Origin of the sequence: Paenibacillus sp. GP183 (assembly GCF_900104695.1) — a bacterium.
Classification (GTDB): domain Bacteria; phylum Bacillota; class Bacilli; order Paenibacillales; family NBRC-103111; genus Paenibacillus_AI.
On record NZ_FNSW01000001.1, the window covers coordinates 677,250 to 702,885 of the forward strand.

A 25,636-nucleotide genomic window follows, 5' to 3' on the forward strand; every position below is an offset into this window, starting at 1 on the left:
TAAGGTCATCAAACTCCCGACTTTTTGCGCACAGGGTAGAACATCATAAAATCGAATGTCTCTATTGATTCATAAGGTATCGTCAACGCGTTCAACGGTTCAAGCGGAACCGTCTCCATTCCTAGTACGTCCTCGCGCTTATCGAGCTCATAATCAGGTGACTGCTCAAGCCATGCGAACATCGTTTCATAAACGCGCCACATGTGCGCTTCATCCCCGTGCACGCGAGCGCTCGCACACAGCCCACCTCTCACTTGAAGCGTCTCTACGCCATCCGGCACTTCGCCGAATTCGTGAACCGCCATCCCGACCCAAAGCGTATCAACCTCCTTGCCCCATTGCTCCTGCGGAATAAACACATACGCTGCCAGCCCTATCTTAAGCCTTGCATCGTCTAGCGGCACCTCCGCCGTCAGCTTGCTCCACGCAACCCGCGTCCCGCTCTTATCCGGCGTCATCCCCGTCCGCACCGCCAGCGCTTTGAATGGTTCCATTTCTACCAATTTAACTGTCAAAGTATCCTGCAAAATAAACCTCTCCTTCATGCACCATCGCTCCTTTAGTCGCCCGCCAAAGCAACAAACAAATCGATTTCACTATTCGGCTCTTCTGGTTGAAACCGCTCATCCCATACCTCAAAATCGAAACCGGCCGACCGCCGGCCGTGTTCGTGCATCCATTTTCCATACAGCTTGTCGTACGTAGCGCCAAGTTCCGATTCGGGACCGCGGTGCGTGCACATTACATATTCGCACGGCGGAAACACGCGTGCCACCATTCCCTCGGGCACAGGAGAACCATCCGCTACCCGATAGCCGATGAGCTGGGTAAACGGGTCAACATGCGGATTAAATCCCGGTTTCATCGGATACACTTGCACCAAAATAACCGCATCCGACTCTCTGCCTTTAAAATCTTCTCGCCGCGCCAACACCGTGTTATAAGCGTTTTTGCCCAAATCCTTTTCGATCACCTGAGGCAAAGTAGCCTCGTAAGTCACCCCAACCACCGTAAAAGAAAGTCGCTTCTCCACTACCGGTTCCGTCTTCACCATCGCTTAAGCCCTCCTTGTGTTATTTCGCTCGAATGGGGAAATACAAGTCAATCTCGGAGTTCGGATCGTCTGACTTCGTGTAGCGCTGGTCATAAAACTCGAATTCATATTTACCGGTTCGGATGCCTCCGTCATACTCGTATGGGCTGTTCGGAAGCCAATGTCCCCAAAAATGCCCAAAGGCATCACCGATGCCGTCAAGAGGACCCCGATGCGTCAGCACGATATAGCGCGCAGCCGGTACTTCGATGCGCGTCATGCCATTGGGAATTTCGCCGTACTGAGAGATTTGCACAGAGGCCGTATAATTGAACGGCCCGCCGGGCGGGTTGTCCGGATTTTGCAGCATGAGTCCGTAGCTTCGCCAGCCGAGCTGACTAGAAACTTCTGGAATGCGCTTACTGAATTCACCCCACAGCTTGGCAATGGCGTTCTCGGACGGTGGCACAGACTTATCAAAATGAATCGTTTCGGTAATTCCAACAACGCTGAAGGCAGGTTTTTCGATGATTTTAGTTTCGATAATCATGAGTAGTCATTCTCCTTATTTTAATGTGTGGTTGAAACGCACGCGCTTGCCATGGCATGGAATTTTTATCCATATAAAAATTATATCGTACGTATGTTCCCTTGTAAACGCTTTTTTGTTTAGTAACGCTCATTTCTTCTTTACAGGACAGAATATTTTTATTTCATTTCGTTCATCATTTAATTCTCTTATTGTCTTCTCGTCATATCTCTCAAAATAATAAGCTACATCATCATTGGTATATCCGTTTTCATCCAGCCATTTAGTCGTGTAATCATAAGCTGTTACCGTCTGACTAACCGATCCCCTATAACGTGTCATTGAGTAAGTACGAGGCAATAAATGTATATGGACCATTCCTTGCGGTAAATTTTCAAGAGGTTCCACTTCAAAACAACAATAAAAGTCAACCATCCCATTATTCTTTTTGTAATTTGGTGGAGATATTCCATATGTCACACAGAGATATTACTAGTTTGAATAATTTCAATCTCCATTGAATTCACTCTCCATTTTTGTTCTCCCTTTGTATTCGAGTCATTGAGGATTTCTCGGCTCAAAGTACGTTGAATGTTAGATTAGGGAAACTTTTTCATTGAGGCATACATCAAGAATCCATTCCCAAGGACCATGACCCGATTCCACGTTGATATGTCCCATTTTAGGAAGAATGATGAACGGAATTTCGAGTCCCATGTACTTAATAGCATCTTCAAGTGTACAATAGGGGTCTGTAGAGGACAGAACAAAAAGCGTTTTCTCTGCTCCAGATACTACCTCACCCATATTTTCAGGAATAGGGAAAAAAGTCATAACGGGTGGGTATTCCAAAAACGGTGACGGGGGTGAAACAAGAATTGCTCTTTTCACCTTGCGTTTAGGAAATGAAGTCGCATAGTGAAACCACATTATAGAGGCTAAACTATGAGCAACAACTGTAACTTCTTCATTTTCGGGAATAGCATCAAGAAGAGAAGTTAGATGACTAAGCCAGATTTCCTTATTGGGTTGGTCTTTGTCTGGAAAATCGGGAAAGTAACTCTTTTTACCTCGATTTACTAACTCTTTGTGTAGCCATGATTGCCAATGAGAAGTACCACTCCCGCCGATTCCATATAAAATAAGAAAACTTTTATTCACGATGTTAACCCTCCCAAGAGTATTGTGGTTGAACATGATACCAATTAGAAAGATACACTTCAAGTGTGTGAGACTACATACTTCCGAACCCAAATGACACGCTTAACCAACAAAATGAAAAGATACAGACAAGCAAACTTGAAAGCAGATATATTTGCCGCCTTAGGGTGAAAAGACATAGCACAGAGGGTTCCTTAAAACCATCACAAATTGCCTTTTTCATAATATTACCATACTGATGGTGGGAACATTTATTTACAGAAAATTTCTGGTTTGCTACACAATGCTGCCCCTTAGCGTAATGACACCGGGTCTACCGTCGGGAATGGGATCAAGTTCATGGCATCGCCCAGTGTCAAGAACTTGATCCCATAAACAAAAAAAGTCGCGATTTCGCGACATTTTATGGGACAAAGTTCATGACTCCCGACACCGACATTTTAATCCATCCATTAATTAATCCATTTTTAATAAACGCTTTAAGCTATAACCTAGTACATCCTGTTGAATCGTTTGATTTTTCTTCGTCGCAGATATCGCGCGTTCCAATTCGAACCCTTGAGTCATTTTGGGTGCATTGCTTCCAAACAAAACCCGATTTGCTCCAAATTCCTGAACACAATTTTCGATGAAATCCTGACGATACACACCCGAAGTTTCAATATATAGATTAGGTCGTTCTCTCATCGCCAGATAAGCATCGGCTTGGGCCATGCCGCTGATGTTGATTTGCCCTCCATTGGTCATAATGATATTGGCATCAGGTACCTTTCCTGCCAAATCGGCTACCTGCAGCGCATGAGATACCCAAGGATAGCCGGTGGCAATCATAACAGGCACTTCCATGGTAGCAGCGAGTTTTACAACCGGAACGACAACATCGGCATTGGCACGATATCCTTCTTCCCATGGATGGAGGAATACCCCTTTTAATCCCAACTTCGTTATCGAACGGGTAACCTCGAGTAAAGCCTTCTCCCCTTGCCTTGGATCCACCCGACAAAACCCGATAAAGTGTTTATTATATTGTTGTGTCAGTTCCGAAATATAATCATTCTCGGTTTCCAGGTGGTAGTTCATAGGCTGCACGGGACTAATGACAGAAACATCGATCTGGTATTGACGCATAGACTCCAAAAGAACTTCAGGCGTTAATTCGTATCCAAAAATCGATTTTCCTACGTGGACATGTGAATCTATGATCATAAGTGTCTCTCACCTACCTTCTCTTGACTCTTTCCAAAATTTGGGCAAAATTCTCACTCATCACTAGCTTGTAATCCTTCTCCGAAAGATCCGCAAACTTGATTTTCTTTACCTCTAAATCCGGGTTGCATCCGGGCCCGTCACTAGCAAACAACACCCGTTCTGCTCCGATCCTTTTTACGGCTTCCTTAATTTTGTCCGGATAAGGCATGGCGGATGTCTCCAGGTAAATGTTTTCGTATTTTTCGGCGACAAGAAGAGCATCATCGACATGAAAATAGCCTCCCATGTGACCTAAAATAATTTTGGAGTCCGGGCAGCTCTCCGCCGCTTTTGCGATTTGCAAAGGCAAGCTCATCGATTCATCCCCGCAATGAAATAAGGTTGGAATATTCAGTTCCCCCGCTTTTCGAATCATGGCAAGGGAAGCTTCATGGTAGGGATGCGTCGAAATGCTTTCGGAGTGGAACTTAAGTCCCTTGAAATTCATGTCCAGAACGGCTTCCTCAAGCAATCGGATCGCTTTCGCTTTTGCTTGAGGATGAAGACGCGCATAACCAATCAGTCGATCGGGGAATTTTTTAACAGCCTCTGCAATGTAAGAAAGCCCATCCTCCTTCAAAACCGGTACATCGCAATAAGTCATAATTACAGCCTTTTGAATTTTTGCTTCATCCAGCAAATCAATGATTTTTTCCGGCGGATCAATCCAACCGTAAGCTTCAAAGTTATCAACGTGCGTGTGGGAATCAATAATGTCGACCAACCTTATTCCTCCTTATTTTTTTAATAGACTCTCGAATGAGTTTATGATACTTATAAATGCGGGAACAATCAACATCATAAAAATGATTGAACCGTAGCATTACTCTCGCATGAATACGGATTCCAGAACAAAAAAATGGCGCTCAGAATTATGCATCCAAATGAAGCAAACCTACCTAAAAATGAATAATCCTGCTTCCTCGAAGGATAGCAAGACTAATTTAATTATTACGAATTACTTCTCTTTTTTTTCTACGACAGCATAATCAACTAACTGTTCAATAAATTCCATTTATGCTCTAAGTCGTTGAGGTAGCCTTCGGTATTGCGATTAAACTTTTTACGTAATATGACACAGGTTAAACGCTGGTCCCACTGTGCTTTCCGTGCTTTATAACGACTAAAGGAAACGGAACGCAGTCGTGAAATCACATGCTCTTGACGAAGCGCATCGTTCACCAATACGATCATTTCACCATTGCGTACGATGTAGCTGTTCCAGTTACGAAGTCCTGTAATTCGACGGTGACTAGCCTTCGTCTGTCGAAAGAATTGCTCCAAGTCATTATTTGTTCTTGGAATGTAATAATGATCATAACAAGTGAATAGACCTCTCCAAAACCCTTTGGAAAAGTTGAGTAAATTGTTAACCATGAGTTCGTCATTCTCAAGCGTGTAGGTTTGTTTTACCCAATTCAGTAACATTGATAGCTCCCATTCAACCGTCTCGCTAGTTTTATCTTCACCAGGGGTAAGGATAATGGCGATATAATCCATCGGTTTCATTAGCCGCGATACGGCTTCATAAACAGGATTCATTTCATCTATTTTGCTGAATATTCTGATAATATTTTGAAGCAAACTAGGCTCTTTTTTTACTCAAGCATCTTTGTAAAGAAGCCTGAATCGCTTGTGCACGTTCATAAATCATTAATCCAGGAAGCTCCAATGGTGGATCTCCGTCTTCTAGGAGCAAGGCTCGGACAGCTGCCACATATCCCTTGGCAATCTGCGCTTCGGTAATTTCAGCAGTTTCCGAATCTGGCTGTTCCGTTTTCCCCGTCTCGGATGCTTGGATCTCAGCCTGTTCTATTTTTCGTTCGATGTCCCGAATCCCGCGCATGCTTTTTTTGAGTTCCATTTTTAATTTACGATCGGCTTCGACAATGGGTTTGGCTATGTCCTTCAGATAATGGTACTGACAGTATTGGTAAGGCACATCCGGTAACAAGGTCTCAAATGCCAGCCGAATGGATTTTTGCCCGTCACTTACAATACCTACAATTGGATAGCCCAACTCCATGATGGGTTCAATGAGCGTCTTCAGCTCTTCTGCCGTTCCGCTCTTCATGTTTTGTGCAGCGAGTACCGTGCCGCTGAATACTTCGCGTAGGACATATAGAGTTTCATTCCCTTTCTCAGGCTGAACGCCATCCATCGATAAGATGACGCCGCCATTTTGTTCGGTAGTCTCTGCAAGTACTTTGTTTACATGATCATCCAAACTCGCAGAAAGCAACGTCTGATAGCGTTCGTACAAATTTTGAGCATGCCTTTCACTCGTTGGAATACCTCGTTCATTCAACGCATCAGCAACTTCTTTAACTGTTCGATGCTGCTTAAAGCGCAGTTCTCCAACGAGAGCAAGCACATCATATCCATATGAGGAATGCTTCATGCTAAGCATCTCAGCTTCAGCAGATTTATACGCAACTCCTGTATGTGTACAATCTAGATTTTTGCAAGCATAAGCCATACTCCATGCATGGATGATTCCGTTTGTTGTGACAATCTTTTTCTCCCATGCTGTATGGGTTCTCCGCAATTTTGACTCACAGTGCGGACATTTTTTAAACTCAGGTCTGAAGTAAACTCTGGGCGCAGCACCCAATCTATTTTTCTCAAGCATTAAGGTCATCTCCTACAATAAATTCTGACCTTTATACTTTCGATAAAAGATTGGAAATTCCTGCTAGTCAATCTTGCTGTCGTAGTTTTTTTTCACCAGTATTCCAATAATCACAATCAACGCAACAAAAATTACTTGTGTTAGATGATATTTAACCAAGCGTGGATACACCACTTTGACATGTAGGTTTTTTCCAAGGTTTTTTTACTTTTTATAATAACTTTTTATAATCGCTATTCATGATATTTTTAACTAAAGCCGGCCAATTGGAATTTGCAGCACAGTATTTGCCGGCTACCTTATCTACGCTTGTTAATCCCTTGTCGATATAGAATTCGGAAATGATATTCCCGAATTTGCGGATACCTTCCTCCTTCGTTTTGAAACTAAGGGCCTGATTGTAAGCATCGCTATCAACTGCGTTCAGCCCGAACAAATTGTTTTTGGTTTTGGCTAATTGGCTCTTTCCATGGCCGCTTTCCAGTTTCATTACAGCGATGGTGAAGAATGCGTTTATACCGTACTCCTGCTCATTTTCCAATATCGCTCTCTCCAGATCTTGACCTTCCAGGTCAGTTCCTTCAAAGATTTTTGCAATATGCTCTACGGTTAGACCGGATTCCGATTTAACCGAAGACGTTGGTTTACTGGGTCCGGCTGTTTTGATATTGGATGCGGGCTGGGATGCTTGTCCAACAGCGTTTTTAACTGTGGTCTGTTCAACCGACAATTGGTTTACAGGTGCAGATTGTTTAACGTCTCCGTTGTACAATTTAGCGTAGTTAGCATTGACATAGCCTCCGATCTTCAGCTTGAGCCACCCATTGCTGGTTGCTTCAAGGACTTCAAGAATACTGCCTTTCGTAACTTCATGAAGTATATTCGATGTCACATCCGCATTCTCACGTACATTGAGATAGTAAGCTGTAACCTCATATTTTGCTTCTGGTACCGTTGTATTTGTCAGATCTGTTGTACTGCGCTGCTCCTCGGTCATTTGTACAGGGTGTGATTCCGGTGCGCTGCTATTTAAAGGGACAACAGTATCAGTATCGGGTTGTATGATAGACAGCTTATTGTAATCTGCAGCTTGTTCTTTCGAGTCGATTTCCACGGATGGTTTAGAAACGTTCTCAGGATGATTGTTTATCCGATTGTCGATACCAAAGCCCATCGTACATAGGACCGTCACGCATAGTATAAAAGCAAATATTTGATTTTTAAGTTTATTACGCATGTTTAGCACCCCTCTCTGATAGATTCATTTGTGTCTTTAATAAATATCCTTTATATTCCACAAAAGAGAAAATAGATGACGAACTAAAAAGATTGTACACAAACTCTCTCGAGAAGCATGTCACTTTGTCGGTGACCGTTTCGAACTTAAATTGTCGTAATATTATACAAACAGTCAGAAAACATAATATTTACGTCCAATGACCTGAAAAATATGAAAAAAAGCATCCTCTCGGATGCTTCAGATTGAAGACAACTCCCTATGCTGCTCACGCAGCGAGGGAGTTTGTTATGATTATGTCCATTTGAAGTAGATAAACAACCGATCTATGCTTACCGCCACTTGACTTCCAGAGCCAAGTAGCGAGTTTTATCAAATTCATAGATGCGATAACGAGCATCGCCTGCATCGTGACAGCGAAATAGGGCAGTGGTTGAGGCACACGAGTATTGATTAACACAGTGTCATTCCTGGCTTTCTGCTGAGTTCCACCGATCGCGGTATTTTTCTAATTGCGGATGAAGTATGGTAGGCTCCGATGACAATATCAGCCTAATCTTTACGATCCATTCTTCAAAGGAATAGAACGAAGCGAACGAATTCGCCATCTCAGGAGAGACATATATAAAATGAGGAGCAGGTAATGTTTCCGTCAGATGGCGAAGTGCCAAATCGATTGGCGTATATTTTTTCCTTTTTCCTTCCCAGACGTCTATCGCAACATTCTCCCTCCCCCGCTTCTGCTTCCATTCGTATAGCCGCTTCTCTCGTTTATAGTATGGGCTTACCGGACTTATGGATATCCTCTTCATTGTTTCCTCATGAATCGGATACAGCACGAATCTCGCGAATGAACGGACTCTTGCCGTTTCTGCCGCAACATCCAGTTCCTTATCCCACGTTTGTTCGAACGAATCGTAATAGATGAGCGTTCCTTTTACCTGATCTACAGGCGGCTCATAGCCATAAGGAACACTTTGCGTAATTTTGGGCAAGACCTGTCCCTCCTCGCAAACAGCATATGGATTTAGTTTTTCATTTTATTAACAATAATAATCAAAAAATGTTGAAATACTCGCAATCGTTCTAAGTCTGAAGGTTCTATCAGTTTGCGTTGTTTTGGCATGCTTTTCTCCCTTTGAGCCTTAAGAAGCAATTATGGATTATTTTAACCACATTATTTAGTAGAAAGTAAAATCATTCAATGAAAAAAGATGGCAATTTAGCCATCTTTTTTGCATTCTTTAATGCCAATACATTTGTCAAATTGTGTGTCAAATAAATTTTTACACCTCAAAACGGAACTCGTTAACCTTCGAAAGACATGCTTTTTTGATCTTGAATGGATTTCTAATAAATAAAAATGTAATCTGATTTTGACACAGCGATAATGAAGCAAGCCTATAATAAAAGTCGACCCCCTTTTTAATATAACACTAAGACCCACAGTAACCGCAATCAACCGGTCTGTGGGTCTCTTTCAATACGAACTCTTGTCCAGTAATTCGGCATGTAGTATATGTGCCTGATAGATCCAAAAGTAATGAGTTCTTGTCAATTACCAATGACAACAACTTTATCTCATAAAAAAACCGCCATTTACGTGGCACTTAATTAGATAATGTCCTTTTCACCCGACATCATTTGGCCTACTCGACCGGTGGGGTATTTTTATGTCTTCGCATATACTCTTTCACAGCCTCTACCACAACATCAACCATCTTCTTATTCTGTTTCGCGGCGAATATCTTTAACTCAGTATGGAATTGATCATCGAAATCAAATGTCGCTTTTTTCTTTACAGATTTCTGTATACCTGTATTTACAGTTTCCTGTATTTCTTGACTCTTCCGTTTTCCTAATAACTGCTCAATCGCATCACGCTTGGACACGCTGCTCCAGCTCCTCGACAAAATTTCTATAATTGCTTAGTGCCGATGTATCCGTATTACTGTATTCCTGTATTCCTGTAATAGAAAACTCCTTGATTCTATTTCTTCGCTTTATTTCCGTTCGAAAAACAACTCCCTCGTATTCTCTCCTTACCCTATCAATGATAGTTTTATCAATGATTGTTCTAGAATCGATCATTGTTGGCAATATACCGCATAAAACAAGGTCCAGCTCTTTAACCTCTTTGATGTGAAACATTGTTGCGATGTATCTGTCCAGCGCGTCATAACACATTGGTTCGCATTGTAGCATGACGATTGCATAGTCTGAAGCCACTAAACCATTAATAGTGTGCTCTCCGAGATTTGGAGGTAAATCAATAAGTATGTAGTCGTATCTGGCCTTTACTTTTTGTAGTGTATCTCTCAAAACGGTCGAACCCTTTGAAGGATTTTGATGGAAAAGCATGGGCAGAGTTGCAAGCATTTCATCAGCCGGTATCAAGTGAAGATTGTAGGTTAACTTGCGGATGTAGGGGGTGGGATTCCTGTTTTTACATGCCTCTAAAATGGTCATTTTGGAGTAATCGTGTATATCTCGTTGAGTAAGAAACTGTGTCAAATTGCCTTGGCTATCGAAGTCCACACAGAGAACCTTGTACTTCTTAGAGAGAAGATACCCCGTAATTGCCGTGGTTGTCGTTTTGCCAACACCGCCTTTTTGATTACCGATTGAAATGATAGCTCCCATGCCCATTCCTCCCTATTTCTGTAAATCTGTATTCCTGTATATAATTCTACAATAGATGTATTTAAAAGGGGGTCATGCATTGAGATTCCTCGAAGTATGCGATTATCTCGGAAGTCCAATGCCTAACCTGTGCGCCACAATCGGCAATCGGAATTGGCATAGTTCGGCAATCGGATCATATTCTTGACACTGAGAAATGACAAGAAAATGATCCGATAAAATAAAAAACCCGCTGTCACCCGACAGTCGGACGACACAAACATATTCGCTTTCGCGACACATAGCCGCTTTAAATCGTTATTACTCCGGAATGGCAAGCGACAGCGCCCTAACCAAATTGAGCAGTGAGGACAAGATATTAGTGTCCGTCACGCTACCATTCGGCCCGAACATCTTACTGACGAAAGGAACGGCAAGCGATGCTTCGTCCGGTATAGCCGCGTTCATCATTTTTAGAGTCAGTATCAGCGATTGCAGTGCTGTTGCGCCACCATCCGGATGTGGAGAAGCGCTTATGACGGCCGTCGGCATGTTCATGAACTCACCCGAAGAAACGACCCAATCCAGCGCATTTTTGAGCGAACCTGGCACTCCTCGAGCATATTCCGGTGTACAGATCACGATCGCATCCGCCGATCGCAGCTCCTCCCGCCATTCGCGCACCGAGTCATGCGATTGAGATTCGTCACCGTCTAAGTCTGGACTGAAATGAGGTAAAGACGCAAGCCCTTGATATATACGAAACTCCATGCCGGTGGGCATCATTCCTCCGATGGACGAGAGTAACCAAGTATTAGACGATTGCTTGCGCAGACTTCCGGATATGCCTAACACTACATGACTTTGATGCTCCATTTGGTTCACCACCGTTTCCATTTGATATCTTCAGTGTAAACCATAACATTAATGTCATAGTCAATGGGACTATAATATTTGCTTCGTCGGGAATGAGTACATGTTCTTGTCATCTGCAAATGACAAGAACTTGTTCACATAAAATATAAAAGCCGCGATATACGCGGCAATTAATGAGTACATGCTCTTGTCACTCGACACTTGGATGACGCTGCACTGCCTAAGAAACCAAACCGCTAGCATACCGTACGGGACACGGGTCTCATCGACTTTGCATACGAGCGCCTTCCCTGCGTTACAAGCCGATTCCCCCGTTAATATGCAGCTCGGTGCCGGTAACCTGGGTAGATTCGTCGGATAAGAGGAAAACCGTACCGTACGCAATATCTTCAGGCGTCTGCATGCGGCCGGATGGGATATACGTTTCGCCTCGCTTGCGGAGCTCGGATTCGCTTATGCCCATATTTTGATACAACTCGATCTCCCCTTCGGAAGCCACCCAGCCGACGGTAACCCAATTGGAACGAATCCGGTCGCTTCCGTAGTGTGCGGCGATATGCCGATTCAAGGTGAGCATGGCGCCTTTGGAGCAGGAATAGGCGGCCAAATCCTTCCCGCCCTTGTAGCCGTTCGTGGACCCGATCTGCACGATGGAACCGCCTTCATTCTTCTGCATCGCCTGAATGGCGTACATGGAGCAGAAGAACGCGCCCTTCATATTGACGGCGAATATGGAATCATACAACGCCTCCGTCGTGTTGATCATCGATCCTCTTGGAAAAATGCCGGCGTTATTGACAAGACCGTCGATCCTTCCAAAGCGCGTGACTGCGGCGTCAATCAGCTGCCGGCAGGCAGCCTCCGAGCTAATATCCCCTTGGACGAACATCGCCTCGGTGCCGCAGCTTTCCTCAATTTGGCGGACAACGGCCAATCCGTCCTGCTCATTCCTGCCATTTACGACGACCGCTGCGCCCTCCTCTGCGCACATTAACGCAATCCCTTTGCCGATTCCCTTCGTTGCTCCCGTGACGACCACCACTTTGCTGTTCAGCCGTTTTCCCATCGTTATCCCCTTCCTCCTGAACTCGCCCAAAGACTGCATTGCACAATCAGCTTGCGGTACATCGGGTGCTTCAACGAATGTATATGATGACCCGGCATCAAATACGCTACACGTCCCAAGCCAAATTCATGCGCCCAGGCGGCGGGTCTTCTCGTCCCCTCATGCAAATACTCGAGCAGCACGGTCGTTTTAGTGAAAGGGTCCGTCTCGAACTGGTACGGCTCCTCTTCCATAGTAAAGTCCTCTATACCTTGAACAATTTCATGATCGACGTCCGTTTTATGAAAGGCGAGCGGTCCGTACGGCGGATGTCCGGTGAATTTGGCCCCGATTAACTGGCTTAGTTCATACCGAGCTTGCAGCGATATCCCGTTATGAAGAACGAGTAAGCCGCCGCCTCCGGCGACATAACCAAGCAAACCGCCAACCTGCGATGAAGCAGCTGGCGTCCCCCATCTGTCGGTATATCCGATGCATAAATTGTATGGTGCCAATCCGTTTCCGCTCATGATCTCGTAATCTTCGGTACTGTCGATGTCAAATCTGTCTTCCAGAAGCTCCATCAGCTCCCGTTCGACGGCTTGGAGTGGATGATACTGCGCATGAACGTTGTCGCCCAGCAGTAAAGCCTTTCGTTTAGACTGCATATTTGGCAATCTCCTTTCTTGGCCAGCTACCAGCGCATCTCGTCTCCTTTGTAATCGAGAAACGCCGGGTGCGCGGGAATCTCTTTCGCATCCCGGTAGCGAAACATCGTCTCCACAATGTGAGCGGCGGCTTCCTCAGCGGACAGGTTGCCCTCTTCGCTCAACTTTCCGCTCATGTACGTCCTCATCCAGCCCGGGTGGATGACGAGAACACGTCCTCCTTTGCTTTTCAGCTCGTTATGGACGATGTTGGACTGTATGTTGAGCGCCGCCTTGGACATGCAGTAACCATACCATCCTTCTCGCCACGTCTGGTTGATTTGTCCGGCTTCGGACGAAATATTGACGAGCAGCTTCGACTCCCCGCGCAGCAGCAGCGGAGCAAACGCAGCCGTAATCCGAAGCGGACCGAGCGTATTTACATTGAACATGGATAGCATGTTCGCCATATTCATCCGATTGTAAATGCTTTGCTCCAAATCGCCCGCGACGCCTGCATTATTGATGACGATCTCGAGGCGATCGGTCCGCTCGGCGATGGAGGCTCCGAAGCGATTCACGCTGTCGTCGCTTGAAACGTCCAGTTCAAGCGGAATCAATTGCTTCGGATACTGTGCCGCTAGGCCGTCCAATTGATCCCAATCGTTCATGTACCTTCCCGCAAATACGGTAAAATGTCTCCGGAGCAGCTGCGCCGTCAAGGTGTAGCCCAAACCCCTGTCCGCTCCGGTTACGCATGCGTATGAATTCGACATATCATTCTCCTTTCCTGTGACGGCCCGTCAGCCGTAAATCGCCTCAAGCGCTTGCAAGTAAGCGATACTGGCCGCCAGTTCATTCCGCTCATAGTCGCAAATACGCTCTGGACTCTCTCCTTGCTCGAAAGGGGTCCGCCACTCGCCGGAGGAACGGGCGTGATTGTGAACGAATTGCATGACGTTTGTCAGCTGGGCTGCAGTCCGCGGCGGGTATTCGGTCCAATAGTCTTCCCGAAGAATGCGCACGTGTCTGGCAACAAGGGCGCCGTGCTCCAGCGACATCGTGATGCTGGGATTACTCTCCGCGAAGATGCGCAGCAGCTCGGGGAACGGAATGGCGCCTTGCCCTACAGCGCAGCGCACAAGCCGGTATCCCTCTTCGCTCCAGTAAATTTTGTAATCCTTCAGATGGATGTTCTTCACATTCGCCGCCACCCGGTTGTAATAGTCGATCGGTTCTTCCGCCGTCGCCAGTACATTGGCCGTATCCAGCGTAATGCCGAACCGATCCGAACCGATTGTGCGGCACAGCTCCAACAGCTCTTCGGAGGCGAGATCCTGGTGATTCTCGACGGCTAGATTGACGCCGACCGCTTCGGCCGTTTCCGTCACTCGCTTGAAATTATCCGTCAAGACATCTAGGAACGGCTGCCATTTCCCCTTCATATGTCGCCGGTCGCCGCCGTAATCGGCGCCGCCGACAACGGTGCGAACGGTGACGGCGCCGACGTGCTGCCCGATGAGAAGAGCTTCCTTCAACGCTTCGACATCATATCCCCCCGCCGCAATTGTGACAAACATGTTGGATTGTTCCACTTCCCTGCGGACGGCATCGATGTCGGATTTCGCCAACATATCGAGCGGGATTTCCACCCCTTCAAATCCGTAGCGCGCCGCTCGATGCACGAATTCGATCGCATCGATCCTGGGCTTGCCGCTTTGCGGATGAATGCCCATGTCGAAGGTGGTACCGTAAGCCGTTAAGCCGAATTTCATAGGCAACCTCCCAGAATTAGGCGGGCCGGACCGATCACTCGGCTGTCCAACCGCCATCGATTGTTATCGCGGAGCCCGTCATGAAGCTGGATGCATCGGAAGCCAAGTACAGGATGAGCCCCGTCAGCTCTTGCGGATCGCCCCATCGTTTCACGGGAAGGTGATCCAGGAAATATTGATTGGCTTGTGGGTTATTGATCACACTCTTATTCATCTCGGTAGCGAATGGTCCTGGACATACCGCATTGGCGGTAATCCCGAACGGCGCCCATTCCAGCGCCATGACCTTGGTCAACTGAATCAGGCCGCCCTTGCTCGAGCAGTAGGCAGATCGTTCCGGAAGCGCGATCTGTCCCAGCATGGACGACATGTTGATAATGCGACCGAACCTTTGGCGAATCATATACGGCGCGGCAGCCTTGGCGCACAGAAACGGCGCCTTCAGGTTCGTGCCCAATACGGCATCCCAGTCGCTCTCCTCATATTCGACAATCGCTCTGCGCACGTTGATCCCGGCGTTGTTGACGAGAATATCCAAGCGGCCAAAGCGGCTGACGGCCTGCTCTATCATCTCCTTAACCTGCTCGGATTGCGTAACATCTACCGCGATTCCGAGCGTCTCGGCCTCCGACTCCGCAGCCAATTGCTGCGCGCCCGCGTCAGCCTTCTCTTCGGAGCGGCTCGTCACGATGACGCTCGCTCCGGCGGCGGCTAGCGTCCGGGCGAATTCATACCCGAGTCCTTGCACGCCGCCTGTAATGAGAGCGACTTTCCCCGTAAGATTGAACATGTCGTTTGCCACTTCTGCAGCACCCTTTCGCGATAAGCTAATTTTATCCCGCTTTCATCGGCCCGTTGCGCCAGTAGGAGCTTACCGTGGCCGTCTGCCAGATGTCTTCAAAGCGCTGTGGATCTTTGCCGATCAGGAACGGCTTCAGGTATTCATCGATGGCCGTCGCCACAGCCAAATAACGCTGGATAAAGGTGGCGCAGCCGAGTCCGTACAAGCCGGGCTCGGACGTTTCGATCTTGACGAAGACAGATTAATGCCGTCCGGAGCCGTCAGAATCGTCTTCACATCTCGTATCGTTAGCGCGGGCTCATGGCTCTTGATCTCTTCTCTTATTCGATTGATGGGCTCCCCAATAACTGACTCCGTCCTCCGGCATTCCCGGCACGATCAGTCCGCCGTCGACGCGCAGCGTCGTCCCGGTTACATAGGACGCGGCGTCAGAGACGAGCCACGCCGCCGCTCGGCCGATATCATCGGGCAGTCCCATTCGGCCGAGCGGAATCGCTTCGCCGAGCTTGTCGTGACGCGGCGTCCGCTCGCGAACGAGAATGGCGCCGGGAGCGAGGCAGTTGACCCGGATCCCGTAAGGGGCGAGATCCATCGCCGCGGATTCGGAGGCTCTCTTCAAACCGGCCTTCAAGCCGCCGTATACAGCATCCCGAGGGTAGGCTCTCTCCGCGCGGGACGACGTGATATTGACAATACTGCCGCGAATGCCGAGCCGGATCATATGCCGGGATACGTTTCTCATCAGAAGAAGCGGCGCGCGGAAGTTCAGGAATATCGTGTCGTCCAGACGCTCGACGGATAGCTCATCGACCGGATCGAACAGGCTGATGCCGGCATTGTTGACCAGGACGTCGATCCGTCCCATCACCTCTATCGCCGCTTGAACCGTCGCTTCGACAATGCCGAGGACGCGGAGATCGCCGGGAAGGACGAAGCAGTCTTTCCCCGAAGCGAGCCGGACTTCTTCCGCAGTCGATGCGGCCGGCCCGTCGTCCCCGTAATGCGTAATCGCAAGCGTATATCCTTCATGGGCCAACGAAAGGGCGATGCCGCGTCCGATCCCGCGGCTGCCTCCCGTTACGAGAGCGGTTCTTCCGTCTCCGGTGCTTCTCGCCATACGGTCACTCCTTCGCCTCTGTCGGATGGCTTTGCCGCAATACCTGCTGACCAGCATTCAAAACTTCGAGTATCCGGTCCACATCGTAAATGCTTCCTCGCCAGGTGCCGCCGCTTGCGGCCTGCAGCGCCGCCCACAAGCGCGTATCGTCCGGAAGCTGCGGATCGGCGGCCATGGCAGGATGGGCGGTCCTTTTGGCAAGAATTCGTGCTCCTTCTTCGGGAGAGACCCGGGACTCTGCGATGCCTACGAAATGGATCGTTCCCTCGAGCCGGTTCAGGTCGATCTCGATTTCCACGATATCGCCGTCGCACAGCTTGCCGATCGGGCCTCCGGAAAGCCCCTCGGGCCCTACGTGCCCGATACAGGCACCTGTGGATACTCCCGAGAACCGCGCATCCGTTATCAGCGTCACATGCTTGCCGAACGGCAGCACCTTTAACGCCGACGTCAACTGATATGTCTCTTCCATGCCGGTGCCGGACGGCCCTCTTCCGATCAGCGCCATAATGTCTCCTGCGGCGATGCCGCCGTCCTTGATCGCCTTCACCGCCGCCCGCTCTGTCGTGAACACTTTTACCGTCCCGGTATGTCGATATACGCCGTCCGCCCCGACAACGGACGGATCGATCGCCGTAGACTTGATGACCGAGCCCTCCGGCGCAAGGTTCCCCATCGGGAACGTAACGGTCGAGGTCAATCCCCTCCGTTTAGCCTGATCCGGACTCATAATGACCTGGTCTGCCTGAACGTTGTCCAATTCGAGCAAACGCTTCTTCATCTCGAACCTGCGCTCCGACTGCTCCCACCAATCCAGCACAGCGGACAGCTTATCGCCGCCGGCCGTGTTCACCGATTCGTCGAGCAGCCCGAGCTTGCGCAGGTGCAGCATCACTTCCGGAACGCCGCCGGCCATAAACACCCGCACGGTCGGATGATGCTCAGGACCGTTCGGCAACACGCTGACAAGACGCGGGACGCTGCGGTTGACCCGGTTCCAGTCGGCGACATCGGGAATGCGGAGCTTGGCGGCATGAGCGATCGCCGGAATGTGAAGCAGCAAGTTCGTTGATCCGCCAAACGCGGCATGGACGATCATTGCATTCTCGATCGATGCATCCGACAAAATATGCTTCATAGCGATGCCGTTCATCGTCATCCAATGCACAGCTCTGGCCGATTGCCGGGCGATGTTCAGCCATATCGGCTGCCCCGACGGTGCCAAGGCGGAATGGGGGAGCGCCATGCCGAGCGCTTCGGCGACGACCTGGGCTGTGCCCGCCGTCCCGAGAAATTGGCAGCCGCCTCCGGGCGTCGCGCAGGCTCGGCAGCCCATATCCGCCGCTTCCTGCAGCGTAATTTGGTCCTGCGCATAACGGGCGCCGATCGTCTGAACCTTCGCCGCATCCTCGCCGTGCGTCGGGGGCAGTGTGACGCCTCCGGGCACGATAACGCAGGGCAGCTCGTGCATCGCCGCAAGCGCGATCATCATCGCCGGCAGCCCTTTGTCGCAAGTGGCGACCCCGATGACGCCGTTACGGGTCGGCAGCGAGCGGATCAAGCGTCGGTAGACGATCGCCGCATCGTTGCGGTAAGGAAGCGAATCGAACATCCCGGTCGTGCCTTGCGTACGGCCGTCGCACGGATCGCTGACATACCCGGCGAATGGAATGCCGCCAAGGGCTCTGATCTCCAGCGCCGCCTCCTTCGTCAGCAGACCGACTTCCCAGTGGCCGGTATGGTATCCAAGCGCGACGGGCGTCCCGTCCTCGGCGCGCAAGCCGCCCTGCGTGCTGAGGATGAGCACCTGCTTGCCGTTCAGCCGGTCCGCCTGCCACCCCATACCGACGTTCTGGCTGAGCCCGAACAGATCGCCGCTCGGAGCATGCAGCAGCATCTCGTCGGTCAGGGGCAAAGATCCCGGAGGTCCGGCGGCATGCGTCTGAAGCGAGTACATCGTGCTATCTTCGTCCCCGATTATGTACGATAAGCCCGATTTCATACTTCACCCCTCCATGTTATTTCCAGCATACGATCGTTTCTCCCGAGAGCGCATCCGACTGCGGGCCGCACAGGAACATAACGATATCCGACATATCCTTGGGCTCTGCGATTCGCTGCAGCCGGGATAGCTCCTCTTGCCCGCGCACCGTCCGCGTCGCGAGGAAACGGGCCGTATACGTCGGCGCTGGCGCGATGCAGTTCACATTTACATCGAAAGGGCGAAGCTGTTCGGCAAGGGAACGCGTATATTGCGAAATGCCCATCTTTGCTGCGGCGTAAATAATGCCCTGTTTGACGGGAATATGGCCGGCGATTGAGCCGACATTCACAATTTTGCCGGCACGTCTGTCGCGCATATGCAGACCCGCGTATTTGCAGGCATACATCGTGGACAGTAAATTCCGTTCCACGACCGATTGGATATCCGCGATCGGGATATCCAGCGCATCGTTCGGGTCCGGGCGAGGCGCCGCCGCACCGATGTCGCCGCCCGCATTGTTAACCAAGATGTCGATCGACCCCAGCAGCTCGATGGAGCTGTCGATGAGCCGCTTCACTTGCGATGGATCGGCCAGGTCGGCGGCGAGGAAAACCGCCTTCACCCCGAATCGCTCGGCAATCTCCGCGGCCACGGCGCTGCCGGACTCCGCTTCGTCAAACTGTGCGGCCGCTTCTTCGTTGACGTCGTGAATGACAACATTGGCGCCGGCATCGGCGAGATCGAGCGCATACTGCTTTCCCAGGCCCCGGCTGGAACCGGTAACGAGCGCATTTTTGCCGCTCAAATCAAATCCTTTCATCAACATCACCTCAAAGACGGAATGTGAAACGTCCAAGCGAATTATGGATAAAGGAGAACCTAAGCCGTCATAGGAGACTTAGGTTCTCACTTTCGAATCGACGCAATCAATCAGAACGACTTACTTGCCGATCTCATCCATATATTTTTTCCACTGTTCAATGTAGGCTTTCTGGATTTTCTCGAGACCGGCAGCCTTGGCTTTCTCCATGAATTGCTTCAGACCGGCTTCGACATCCTCCACATTGCCTGCTTCAAGAGGCTTGAGATACTGCGTACTGACTTGCTCCAGCGCGGCTCTCTCCGCTTGATAGGACGAGTAGTCTTCTGCGAAACCGCTGAAGTAAGCAGGCTTATACATCGTATCCATCTTCTTGAACATATCCAGCACTTGATCGAAGCTCTTATCGAAAAGCATGTAATTGGGATTGCGCCACGCCCAAGAATTCATCCCCTCGCGAGGAAAGCCGTTCGTGCTGCTGTCGCCGATCATCTCGTAATGGCCGTCGACCACCTTGTAGTTCTTTCCTTCGATGCCGTAGGACGTCAGCAGATTGTACCTCTTATCCGTAACAAGCTTCTCGTAGAACGCAAGCGCTCTTTCCGGATTTTTGCTGCTCTTTGGAATGGCGTAGCCGTTGCCGATCGGCGGGTTCGGTACAGCGAAGCCGCGAAATTCCGTATAAGGGAAATACCCGATCTCCCAGTCCGGATGGACAGATTTAATTTTCGTCACACTGTCATTGAAGCGGACCGGGTTCTCGCCCTGAAGGGCAATTGCCGCTTTGCCGCTGGCGAATACATCGTGTCCGCCGGCAGTGGCGTTCAATTGATTGCGGGACCAGAAGCCTTTGTCGGCCCATCGTTTGTACAGCTTCAGCATTTGCAGATGCTCGGGCGAACCCCAGTACGAATTGATGCCGCGCGGATTGTCGTAGCTGAACTGCAGTCCGTAATTTTTCAGCCAATCACCAGTCAAATTGTTCTTGAGCGCCGGCAGCAATTGGTACAATCCGAGCGCGAAGGCGTTCTGTGTGTCTGATACCGGAATAAGCCCCGGCTCGTTCTTCTTGATCCCGTCCAGATAAGCCTCGATCGTCTCGAGCGATTCCGGCTTAGGCAAATTGTACTTCTTGCGAAGATCTTCCCTGTACGGGGCGCCGTCCGGTGTGTATTCCTTGAAGGTGGACGGTACGGTGAAAATTTTACCGTCGATCTTGGCGTTGTTCCACATCTCGGGAGTCACATGTTTATTCAGAACCGGCGCTATCTTCGGCAGCATTTCATCGAGCGGCAGGAATGCTCCTTTCTTGGCATACGTCTGGTATTGCAGCCAGGTCGCCGTATAGATCAGATCGATCGGCTGGCCGGAAGTGAGCAGCAGCTTGTATTTTTGCTCATATTCGGTCCAAGTCGTGTAGTTGAATTTCACGGTCGCGTTCAGATCCGCCAAGGCCAGCTTGTTGACCTCCGCTTCAATGACCGGCAAATCCTTCGGGGCATCCCCGACCATATAAAATTGCAGTTCCACCCGCTTGGATTTATCCAGATTCGACGATCCCTTGGTACTGCTTTGTGCCGTTCCCGTTGTCGGTGTATTGTTCCCGCTGCAGGCTGCCAGTACGCCCATCAATACCGAGGCTGCCAAACCCGCCAGCAGAAGCCTGGAAAACTTGCGTCCCATTGTTTACCCTCCCGTAATATGCTTTTTTATGTTAGCCACCGGTCCCGCGCTAGGATCGACGGTTCTAACCTTTCACAGCTCCGATCGTCAAGCCTTTCACAAAATAACGCTGGACGAACGGATAAATCAGAATCGCCGGGCCTGTTACGATGATGGACATCGCCATCTTGACCGTTTCCGCTGGCACGTCCCTGGTAATGGACACACCGCTTTGCGACAGCTGGTTCATGGCGGTCACGTTGTTGATGAAATTGTACAAATAGAACTGCAACTGATATTTGTGCGGGTCGTTGATGTATAAGGACGACAGGAACCAGTCGTTCCAGTAGCCGATAGCCAGGAACAGGCCGATCGTAGCGATGCCGGGCATCGCGATAAAGATGATGATCCGGTAAAAAATAACGAAATCGTTGGCCCCGTCGATTTTGCCGGATTCGATAATTTCATCGGGGATCGTCGATCTCATGAAACTCTTCATCAAGATGATGAGGAACGGATTCATCAGCAGCGGCATAATCAGCGCCCACATGCTGTCGGTAAGCATCAAATATTTGGTGATCAGGATGTACCACGGAACGAGACCGCCGCTAAACATCGTCGTAAAGTAGATGAAGAACGAGAAGCCGTTGCGGTATTTGAAATCTTTGCGCTGCAGAACGTAGCCAGCCATCGTGATGCACAGAAGGCCGATGGTGGTGCCGACTAAGGTTGTAAAGATCGTAACGCCGTACGCACGCAAGACGGTATCTGGAAAGGCGAACACGGTAGCGTAGCCATCCAGGGAAAACACTTTCGGAATCAAGTGGTAGCCGTCCTTTAAGATAGAGTTGTTATCGGTAAGCGAGCCAGAAAGAATCAGGACTATCGGAAATAAGCATGCGATGCTGACGATCACGATGACGAAGACGGCAACGATATTGAACGCCCGCGTATAGCCCGAAGCTCGAATCTTCATGCCGGCGGTCACTCCTCTCTGCAATGGACTAGAATAGCGCGTAATCTTCGTTAATTTTTCTGACGATGTAATTCACGGTCATAATGAGCACGAAACCGAAAAAGGATTGGTACAATCCAGCTGCCGTCGCGCTGCCGATATCGAAGTTGACCCTCAGGGAGCGGTATACGTACGTGTCGATAATGTCGGTGACGTTGAAGAGCAAACCGTTCTGCCCGACCAGCTGGTAGAACAGCTCGAATTGTCCTTTCATGATGCTGCCCACGGAGAACAGCAGTAGAATAATAAAGGTCGGCTTCAGCATCGGTACGGTGATGAACCAGATTTTCTGAAAAATGTTTGCTCCGTCCAGATCGGCAGCTTCATAATAATCGTGGCTGATACCTGTGATTGCCGCCAAGTAAATGACGGAGTGGTAACCGATCGTTTTCCACAAGTAAAAGGAGGTGATCAAGTACGGCCACATCCAGGGCGTGTTGTAAATATCAACGCGCTCCATTCCCAGCGTTTTCATGGTAGCGTTTACAAATCCCGTTTCGAAATTGAACGTATTGTAAGCGATCGCGCTCAGCAGGACAAACGACACGAAGTAGGGCAGGAACATAATCGATTGGGATATTTTCTTGAACCACTTACCGGTCACGTCGCTGAGCATGATGGCGATCACCATCGCGAGTACGTTCCCGAGAATAACGAAGACAACGTTGTAGCCGACCGTATTGAACGTGATGCGCAGCAGATCACCTGACTTTGTCAGGAATTTGAAGTTTTCAATGCCGACGAACGGACTTCCGAACAAGCCTCCGTTAAAATCGAAACGGGTAAACGCGAAATAGATGCCCGCCATGGGAAGGTACGAATTGATAATAAAAAATACGAGGGTTGGCAGCAGCATCAGAAACATGATTTTGTTCTTGTTGAGCTCGTACCAGAAGCCTTTCTTCGGCATTCGCGAGCTCAGGTCCACCGGACGGCTCAGGCTTGCGGGCTTGGTTCCCATTGTCCGACTACCTCCACAGTTTGGATTGGTGTTGTGCACATCATAGCGATTGGGGGGCGGATCTGTACACTGTACAATTCTCGTATTCGTGTACAATCCGTGAAAATCGAAAGTGAATTATTGTGGATTTTATAAAGAAAGCCGCGTTTTTTACGACCTGGTCGTCGGACAGCGGCAATCGGCAGGTACCTTGTATTCGGAACTGAAGTTATTTGTTCGGTAAGGCACCCCGATGCATCTTGCGATAATCGTTGGGCGTAATGCTGAAGGCTCGTTTGAACATTCGAAAAAAATAAGAAGGCGTGGCGAATCCGGCTTTCTCGGCCAGCTCGGCGACGGGGATATCTGTCTTCAGAAGCAGCTCCTTCGCTTTGCTCAGCCTCACATCATTGATCGCGTCGGTCATCGAGTGTAGCGTAAACTGTTTGTACAAACGGCTTATGTACGCCGGCGTCATCCCCATTTTATCCGCAATCACATTTAGATTCAGGTCCGGGTTCATATAATCTTGCTCGATCCAATGGTTAATATTGCGAATAAGATCGTCGTGCTTCAGATTCCGCTTGGCCTCTAGCTTGCAGCCGATCTCCTCGAACAAACGGTAAAACAGCTCCTTGATCTCTTCCACACTCTCGAACTGCTGCAGCAAGATAAGCGTAGAATCGAGCTCCGACTCGACCCGGAAGGCGTTGTTCGTCTGAACCGCTTGAATGATGCCGTTCATCGTCACGCATAGATGGGAGACGGCCAGCTGCAAGACCGCGTAGGAATATTTCCCGGTTTCGTCCAGTATTTCAGTTAACAGCAGCTTCGACTCATCAACCTTGCCGATCATGACCAGCTCCGCGAGCTGCTTCTCCTTAGCAGCCGGATATGCGTAAGATTTGCTCTTCAGAGCCAGAATCGTCTCCGCATGCAGCTGGCACCCTCTTCCCTCGAACATTCGATGAAAGGATGCTTCGTACACTTGCTTATACAGATTGTTGATCTGGCCGATCTCGGTACAGACGGGACCGATGGTGATCGAGACCGACAGGTTCAGGTAGTCGTTCAAGGCGAGCAGCAGCTTGCTGCAGGCCTCTTTTGTGTATACGCTTTCATTAATTTCGATGTTTTCAGTCCCTACATGATACGGCGTGAGCAGCAGAAGAACGCAATCCTCCCCCATATCGACGCTCTCTATCTCGCAGAAAGGGCGCCAAATTTCCCCCGCAATGTTTTGTATAGCGAATTTCATCAGCCTTTGTTCATTCGTATCGTATTTCTCGCAAAACTGCGCAAATCGATCTACTCTTAGCATCATGATGCGGAACCGATGGCGTAAGTTGACGTTCACTTGATAGTAGGCGAGCTTCTTCTGAAGGGTCGGACGGAGAAGCGTCTCTCTGCCTAGGAGTATATTCCGAAGAAATTCCTGCTTAAGCAATTGATGATTTGTTCTTGTCTCCGCTTCGAGAAATTTGAGTTTCTCCAACGCTTGAGAGATCGGACTGTACAATTTGCGTGATAGAATCAAGGAGATGATCAAACCGGCCAAAATAATCGATAAGCTGATCATCGCGGTCGTCAGGCGCATGGAGGTAATTTTGCTCGTAATAGCTTGGTAGGGGTTCACTCGGACGAATCGCCATCCGATTTCGTTCGGTGCGGTGTAGGAGATCAACGACTTCGTACCGTCTATGGTGTCCACGAAGTAATCGGAGGATGCCGTGAAGCCGAGCAGCTTGCGGATATAAGGGAGCGGCGTCTGCGACTCGTCGCCAGGTCCAGCAACCAGCCTTCCCTTTGGATCGACGATAAGCGTATACGCCGACCTGTTCGGATCGCTCATATTTTGGTTCAGCCATGCTTCGGAAATATTCACGATGACGGCGTTATCCAATCGCTCTCCGTTGGATAAATTGTCATAGCCCAGATATGTGTAGCTTCGTGTCTTCGTTTGCTTGTCTTCGACCTGGTACGTTCGCGGGATTGGCACATAAGGCAAATACTCTTTGTAACGGTTCAATATGTCCAATATTCCGCTATCGTCCAAGTTGCCGATTTCCTGCCTGCCGTTTCGCTGCGAATAGTTGGAGCATATGTAGAACGTTCCGAGATGTCCGTTATACACGTACACTGATTCGATGAACGGCATCGACATGCTATAATTGCGCAGCTGAATCATGGCTGCAGCCTCGTCATACACGTTCATGTCCGTGTAATACAGCAGCTTGGATATAGTCAAATCATTGTATATTTGCGAAGTCAGCGACTTGGCGATCTGCGTCATATTATCGACCTCACGGCTGATCTGGTTCAAGCTATTCACGTCGGATCGGTACACTTGGCTGAGTGCGATATTCTCGAAGTTGTAATACAAGATCATCGACGAGACCAGCAAGGTGCCGGCAATGGAGACGAAGATGGAGATCAACAGCTTTTGGAAGTAGCTTTTGTTTCGTTTCATGACGAACGAGCGTTTCAGGAT

The 25,636-nt window shown here is 49.3% G+C and carries 27 protein-coding genes; all 27 read right to left on the bottom strand.

What is annotated here, in order from left to right:
• Positions 1 to 8: 8 nt before the first annotated feature.
• Positions 9 to 545 carry a GyrI-like domain-containing protein gene (locus tag BLV33_RS03350; RefSeq protein ID WP_090788266.1) on the bottom strand — a complete coding sequence of 179 codons (537 nt, stop codon included), beginning with the start codon at positions 543 to 545 and terminating at the stop codon, positions 9 to 11.
• A gap of 14 nt (positions 546 to 559) precedes the next feature.
• Positions 560 to 1,054, bottom strand: coding sequence for a GyrI-like domain-containing protein (locus BLV33_RS03355; RefSeq protein ID WP_090788268.1), 495 nt, complete (start codon positions 1,052 to 1,054; stop codon positions 560 to 562).
• Positions 1,055 to 1,073: 19 nt separating this feature from the next.
• Positions 1,074 to 1,583, bottom strand: a complete 510-nt coding sequence (locus BLV33_RS03360) for a GyrI-like domain-containing protein (protein WP_090788270.1) — start codon at positions 1,581 to 1,583, stop codon at positions 1,074 to 1,076.
• Positions 1,584 to 1,712: 129 nt separating this feature from the next.
• The gene (locus BLV33_RS03365; RefSeq protein ID WP_290439037.1) at positions 1,713 to 2,042 is read right to left on the bottom strand and encodes a GyrI-like domain-containing protein; all 330 of its coding nucleotides are present in this window, start codon (positions 2,040 to 2,042) and stop codon (positions 1,713 to 1,715) included.
• 114 nt (positions 2,043 to 2,156) lie between these two features.
• Positions 2,157 to 2,723: an RBBP9/YdeN family alpha/beta hydrolase gene (locus BLV33_RS03370; protein WP_171908994.1), complete on the bottom strand. Its 567-nt coding sequence runs from the start codon at positions 2,721 to 2,723 to the stop codon at positions 2,157 to 2,159.
• A 456-nt stretch (positions 2,724 to 3,179) separates the two neighbouring features.
• Positions 3,180 to 3,929, bottom strand: a complete 750-nt coding sequence (locus tag BLV33_RS03375) for an amidohydrolase family protein (protein ID WP_090788275.1) — start codon at positions 3,927 to 3,929, stop codon at positions 3,180 to 3,182.
• Between the two features lie 13 nt (positions 3,930 to 3,942).
• A complete protein-coding gene (locus tag BLV33_RS03380; protein WP_171908995.1) occupies positions 3,943 to 4,695 on the bottom strand; it encodes an amidohydrolase family protein in 753 nt (250 codons plus the stop codon).
• 269 nt (positions 4,696 to 4,964) lie between these two features.
• Positions 4,965 to 5,555 (bottom strand): hypothetical protein, encoded by a 591-nt coding sequence (locus tag BLV33_RS03385; RefSeq protein WP_090788281.1) that lies wholly within the window; start codon positions 5,553 to 5,555, stop codon positions 4,965 to 4,967.
• A gap of 1 nt (position 5,556) precedes the next feature.
• Positions 5,557 to 6,603 carry an ogr/Delta-like zinc finger family protein gene (locus tag BLV33_RS03390; RefSeq protein ID WP_253186956.1) on the bottom strand — a complete coding sequence of 349 codons (1,047 nt, stop codon included), beginning with the start codon at positions 6,601 to 6,603 and terminating at the stop codon, positions 5,557 to 5,559.
• Between the two features lie 211 nt (positions 6,604 to 6,814).
• Positions 6,815 to 7,840 carry a glucosaminidase domain-containing protein gene (locus BLV33_RS03395; protein ID WP_090788285.1) on the bottom strand — a complete coding sequence of 342 codons (1,026 nt, stop codon included), beginning with the start codon at positions 7,838 to 7,840 and terminating at the stop codon, positions 6,815 to 6,817.
• Between the two features lie 464 nt (positions 7,841 to 8,304).
• Positions 8,305 to 8,835: a hypothetical protein gene (locus BLV33_RS03405; RefSeq protein WP_090788289.1), complete on the bottom strand. Its 531-nt coding sequence runs from the start codon at positions 8,833 to 8,835 to the stop codon at positions 8,305 to 8,307.
• 654 nt (positions 8,836 to 9,489) lie between these two features.
• Complete coding sequence (locus tag BLV33_RS03410; protein ID WP_090788291.1) at positions 9,490 to 9,732, bottom strand: hypothetical protein; 243 nt, start codon at positions 9,730 to 9,732, stop codon at positions 9,490 to 9,492.
• On the bottom strand, positions 9,719 to 10,483 hold the full coding sequence (locus BLV33_RS03415; RefSeq protein WP_090788293.1) for a ParA family protein: 765 nt from the start codon (positions 10,481 to 10,483) through the stop codon (positions 9,719 to 9,721). Before BLV33_RS03415 ends, BLV33_RS03410 begins: the two co-directional genes overlap by 14 nt.
• Before the next feature lie 300 nt (positions 10,484 to 10,783).
• Positions 10,784 to 11,359 (bottom strand): NADPH-dependent FMN reductase, encoded by a 576-nt coding sequence (locus BLV33_RS03420; RefSeq protein WP_366414704.1) that lies wholly within the window; start codon positions 11,357 to 11,359, stop codon positions 10,784 to 10,786.
• A 274-nt stretch (positions 11,360 to 11,633) separates the two neighbouring features.
• Entirely contained in the window at positions 11,634 to 12,404 is a 771-nt protein-coding gene (locus BLV33_RS03425) for an SDR family NAD(P)-dependent oxidoreductase (protein WP_171908996.1), read from the bottom strand.
• 2 nt (positions 12,405 to 12,406) lie between these two features.
• A complete protein-coding gene (locus tag BLV33_RS03430; RefSeq protein ID WP_090788297.1) occupies positions 12,407 to 13,051 on the bottom strand; it encodes a ThuA domain-containing protein in 645 nt (214 codons plus the stop codon).
• Between the two features lie 26 nt (positions 13,052 to 13,077).
• Positions 13,078 to 13,806: an SDR family oxidoreductase gene (locus BLV33_RS03435; RefSeq protein ID WP_090788299.1), complete on the bottom strand. Its 729-nt coding sequence runs from the start codon at positions 13,804 to 13,806 to the stop codon at positions 13,078 to 13,080.
• Between the two features lie 27 nt (positions 13,807 to 13,833).
• Positions 13,834 to 14,805, bottom strand: a complete 972-nt coding sequence (locus BLV33_RS03440; protein WP_090788301.1) for a sugar phosphate isomerase/epimerase family protein — start codon at positions 14,803 to 14,805, stop codon at positions 13,834 to 13,836.
• A 34-nt stretch (positions 14,806 to 14,839) separates the two neighbouring features.
• A complete protein-coding gene (locus BLV33_RS03445) occupies positions 14,840 to 15,607 on the bottom strand; it encodes an SDR family NAD(P)-dependent oxidoreductase (RefSeq protein ID WP_171908997.1) in 768 nt (255 codons plus the stop codon).
• A gap of 31 nt (positions 15,608 to 15,638) precedes the next feature.
• Positions 15,639 to 15,812: a hypothetical protein gene (locus BLV33_RS29820; RefSeq protein WP_253186957.1), complete on the bottom strand. Its 174-nt coding sequence runs from the start codon at positions 15,810 to 15,812 to the stop codon at positions 15,639 to 15,641.
• Positions 15,813 to 15,905: 93 nt separating this feature from the next.
• The gene (locus BLV33_RS03455; RefSeq protein ID WP_090788305.1) at positions 15,906 to 16,724 is read right to left on the bottom strand and encodes an SDR family NAD(P)-dependent oxidoreductase; all 819 of its coding nucleotides are present in this window, start codon (positions 16,722 to 16,724) and stop codon (positions 15,906 to 15,908) included.
• Between the two features lie 4 nt (positions 16,725 to 16,728).
• Complete coding sequence (locus tag BLV33_RS03460; protein ID WP_090788306.1) at positions 16,729 to 18,726, bottom strand: YjhG/YagF family D-xylonate dehydratase; 1,998 nt, start codon at positions 18,724 to 18,726, stop codon at positions 16,729 to 16,731.
• A 16-nt stretch (positions 18,727 to 18,742) separates the two neighbouring features.
• A complete protein-coding gene (locus tag BLV33_RS03465; RefSeq protein ID WP_090788308.1) occupies positions 18,743 to 19,528 on the bottom strand; it encodes an SDR family NAD(P)-dependent oxidoreductase in 786 nt (261 codons plus the stop codon).
• Positions 19,529 to 19,648: 120 nt separating this feature from the next.
• Complete coding sequence (locus BLV33_RS03470) at positions 19,649 to 21,211, bottom strand: extracellular solute-binding protein (protein ID WP_090788310.1); 1,563 nt, start codon at positions 21,209 to 21,211, stop codon at positions 19,649 to 19,651.
• A 64-nt stretch (positions 21,212 to 21,275) separates the two neighbouring features.
• A complete protein-coding gene (locus BLV33_RS03475) occupies positions 21,276 to 22,166 on the bottom strand; it encodes a carbohydrate ABC transporter permease (RefSeq protein ID WP_090788312.1) in 891 nt (296 codons plus the stop codon).
• A gap of 28 nt (positions 22,167 to 22,194) precedes the next feature.
• On the bottom strand, positions 22,195 to 23,166 hold the full coding sequence (locus BLV33_RS03480) for an ABC transporter permease (RefSeq protein ID WP_090788314.1): 972 nt from the start codon (positions 23,164 to 23,166) through the stop codon (positions 22,195 to 22,197).
• 208 nt (positions 23,167 to 23,374) lie between these two features.
• On the bottom strand, positions 23,375 to 25,615 hold the full coding sequence (locus BLV33_RS03485) for an AraC family transcriptional regulator (protein ID WP_090788316.1): 2,241 nt from the start codon (positions 25,613 to 25,615) through the stop codon (positions 23,375 to 23,377).
• Positions 25,616 to 25,636: the final 21 nt, after the last annotated feature.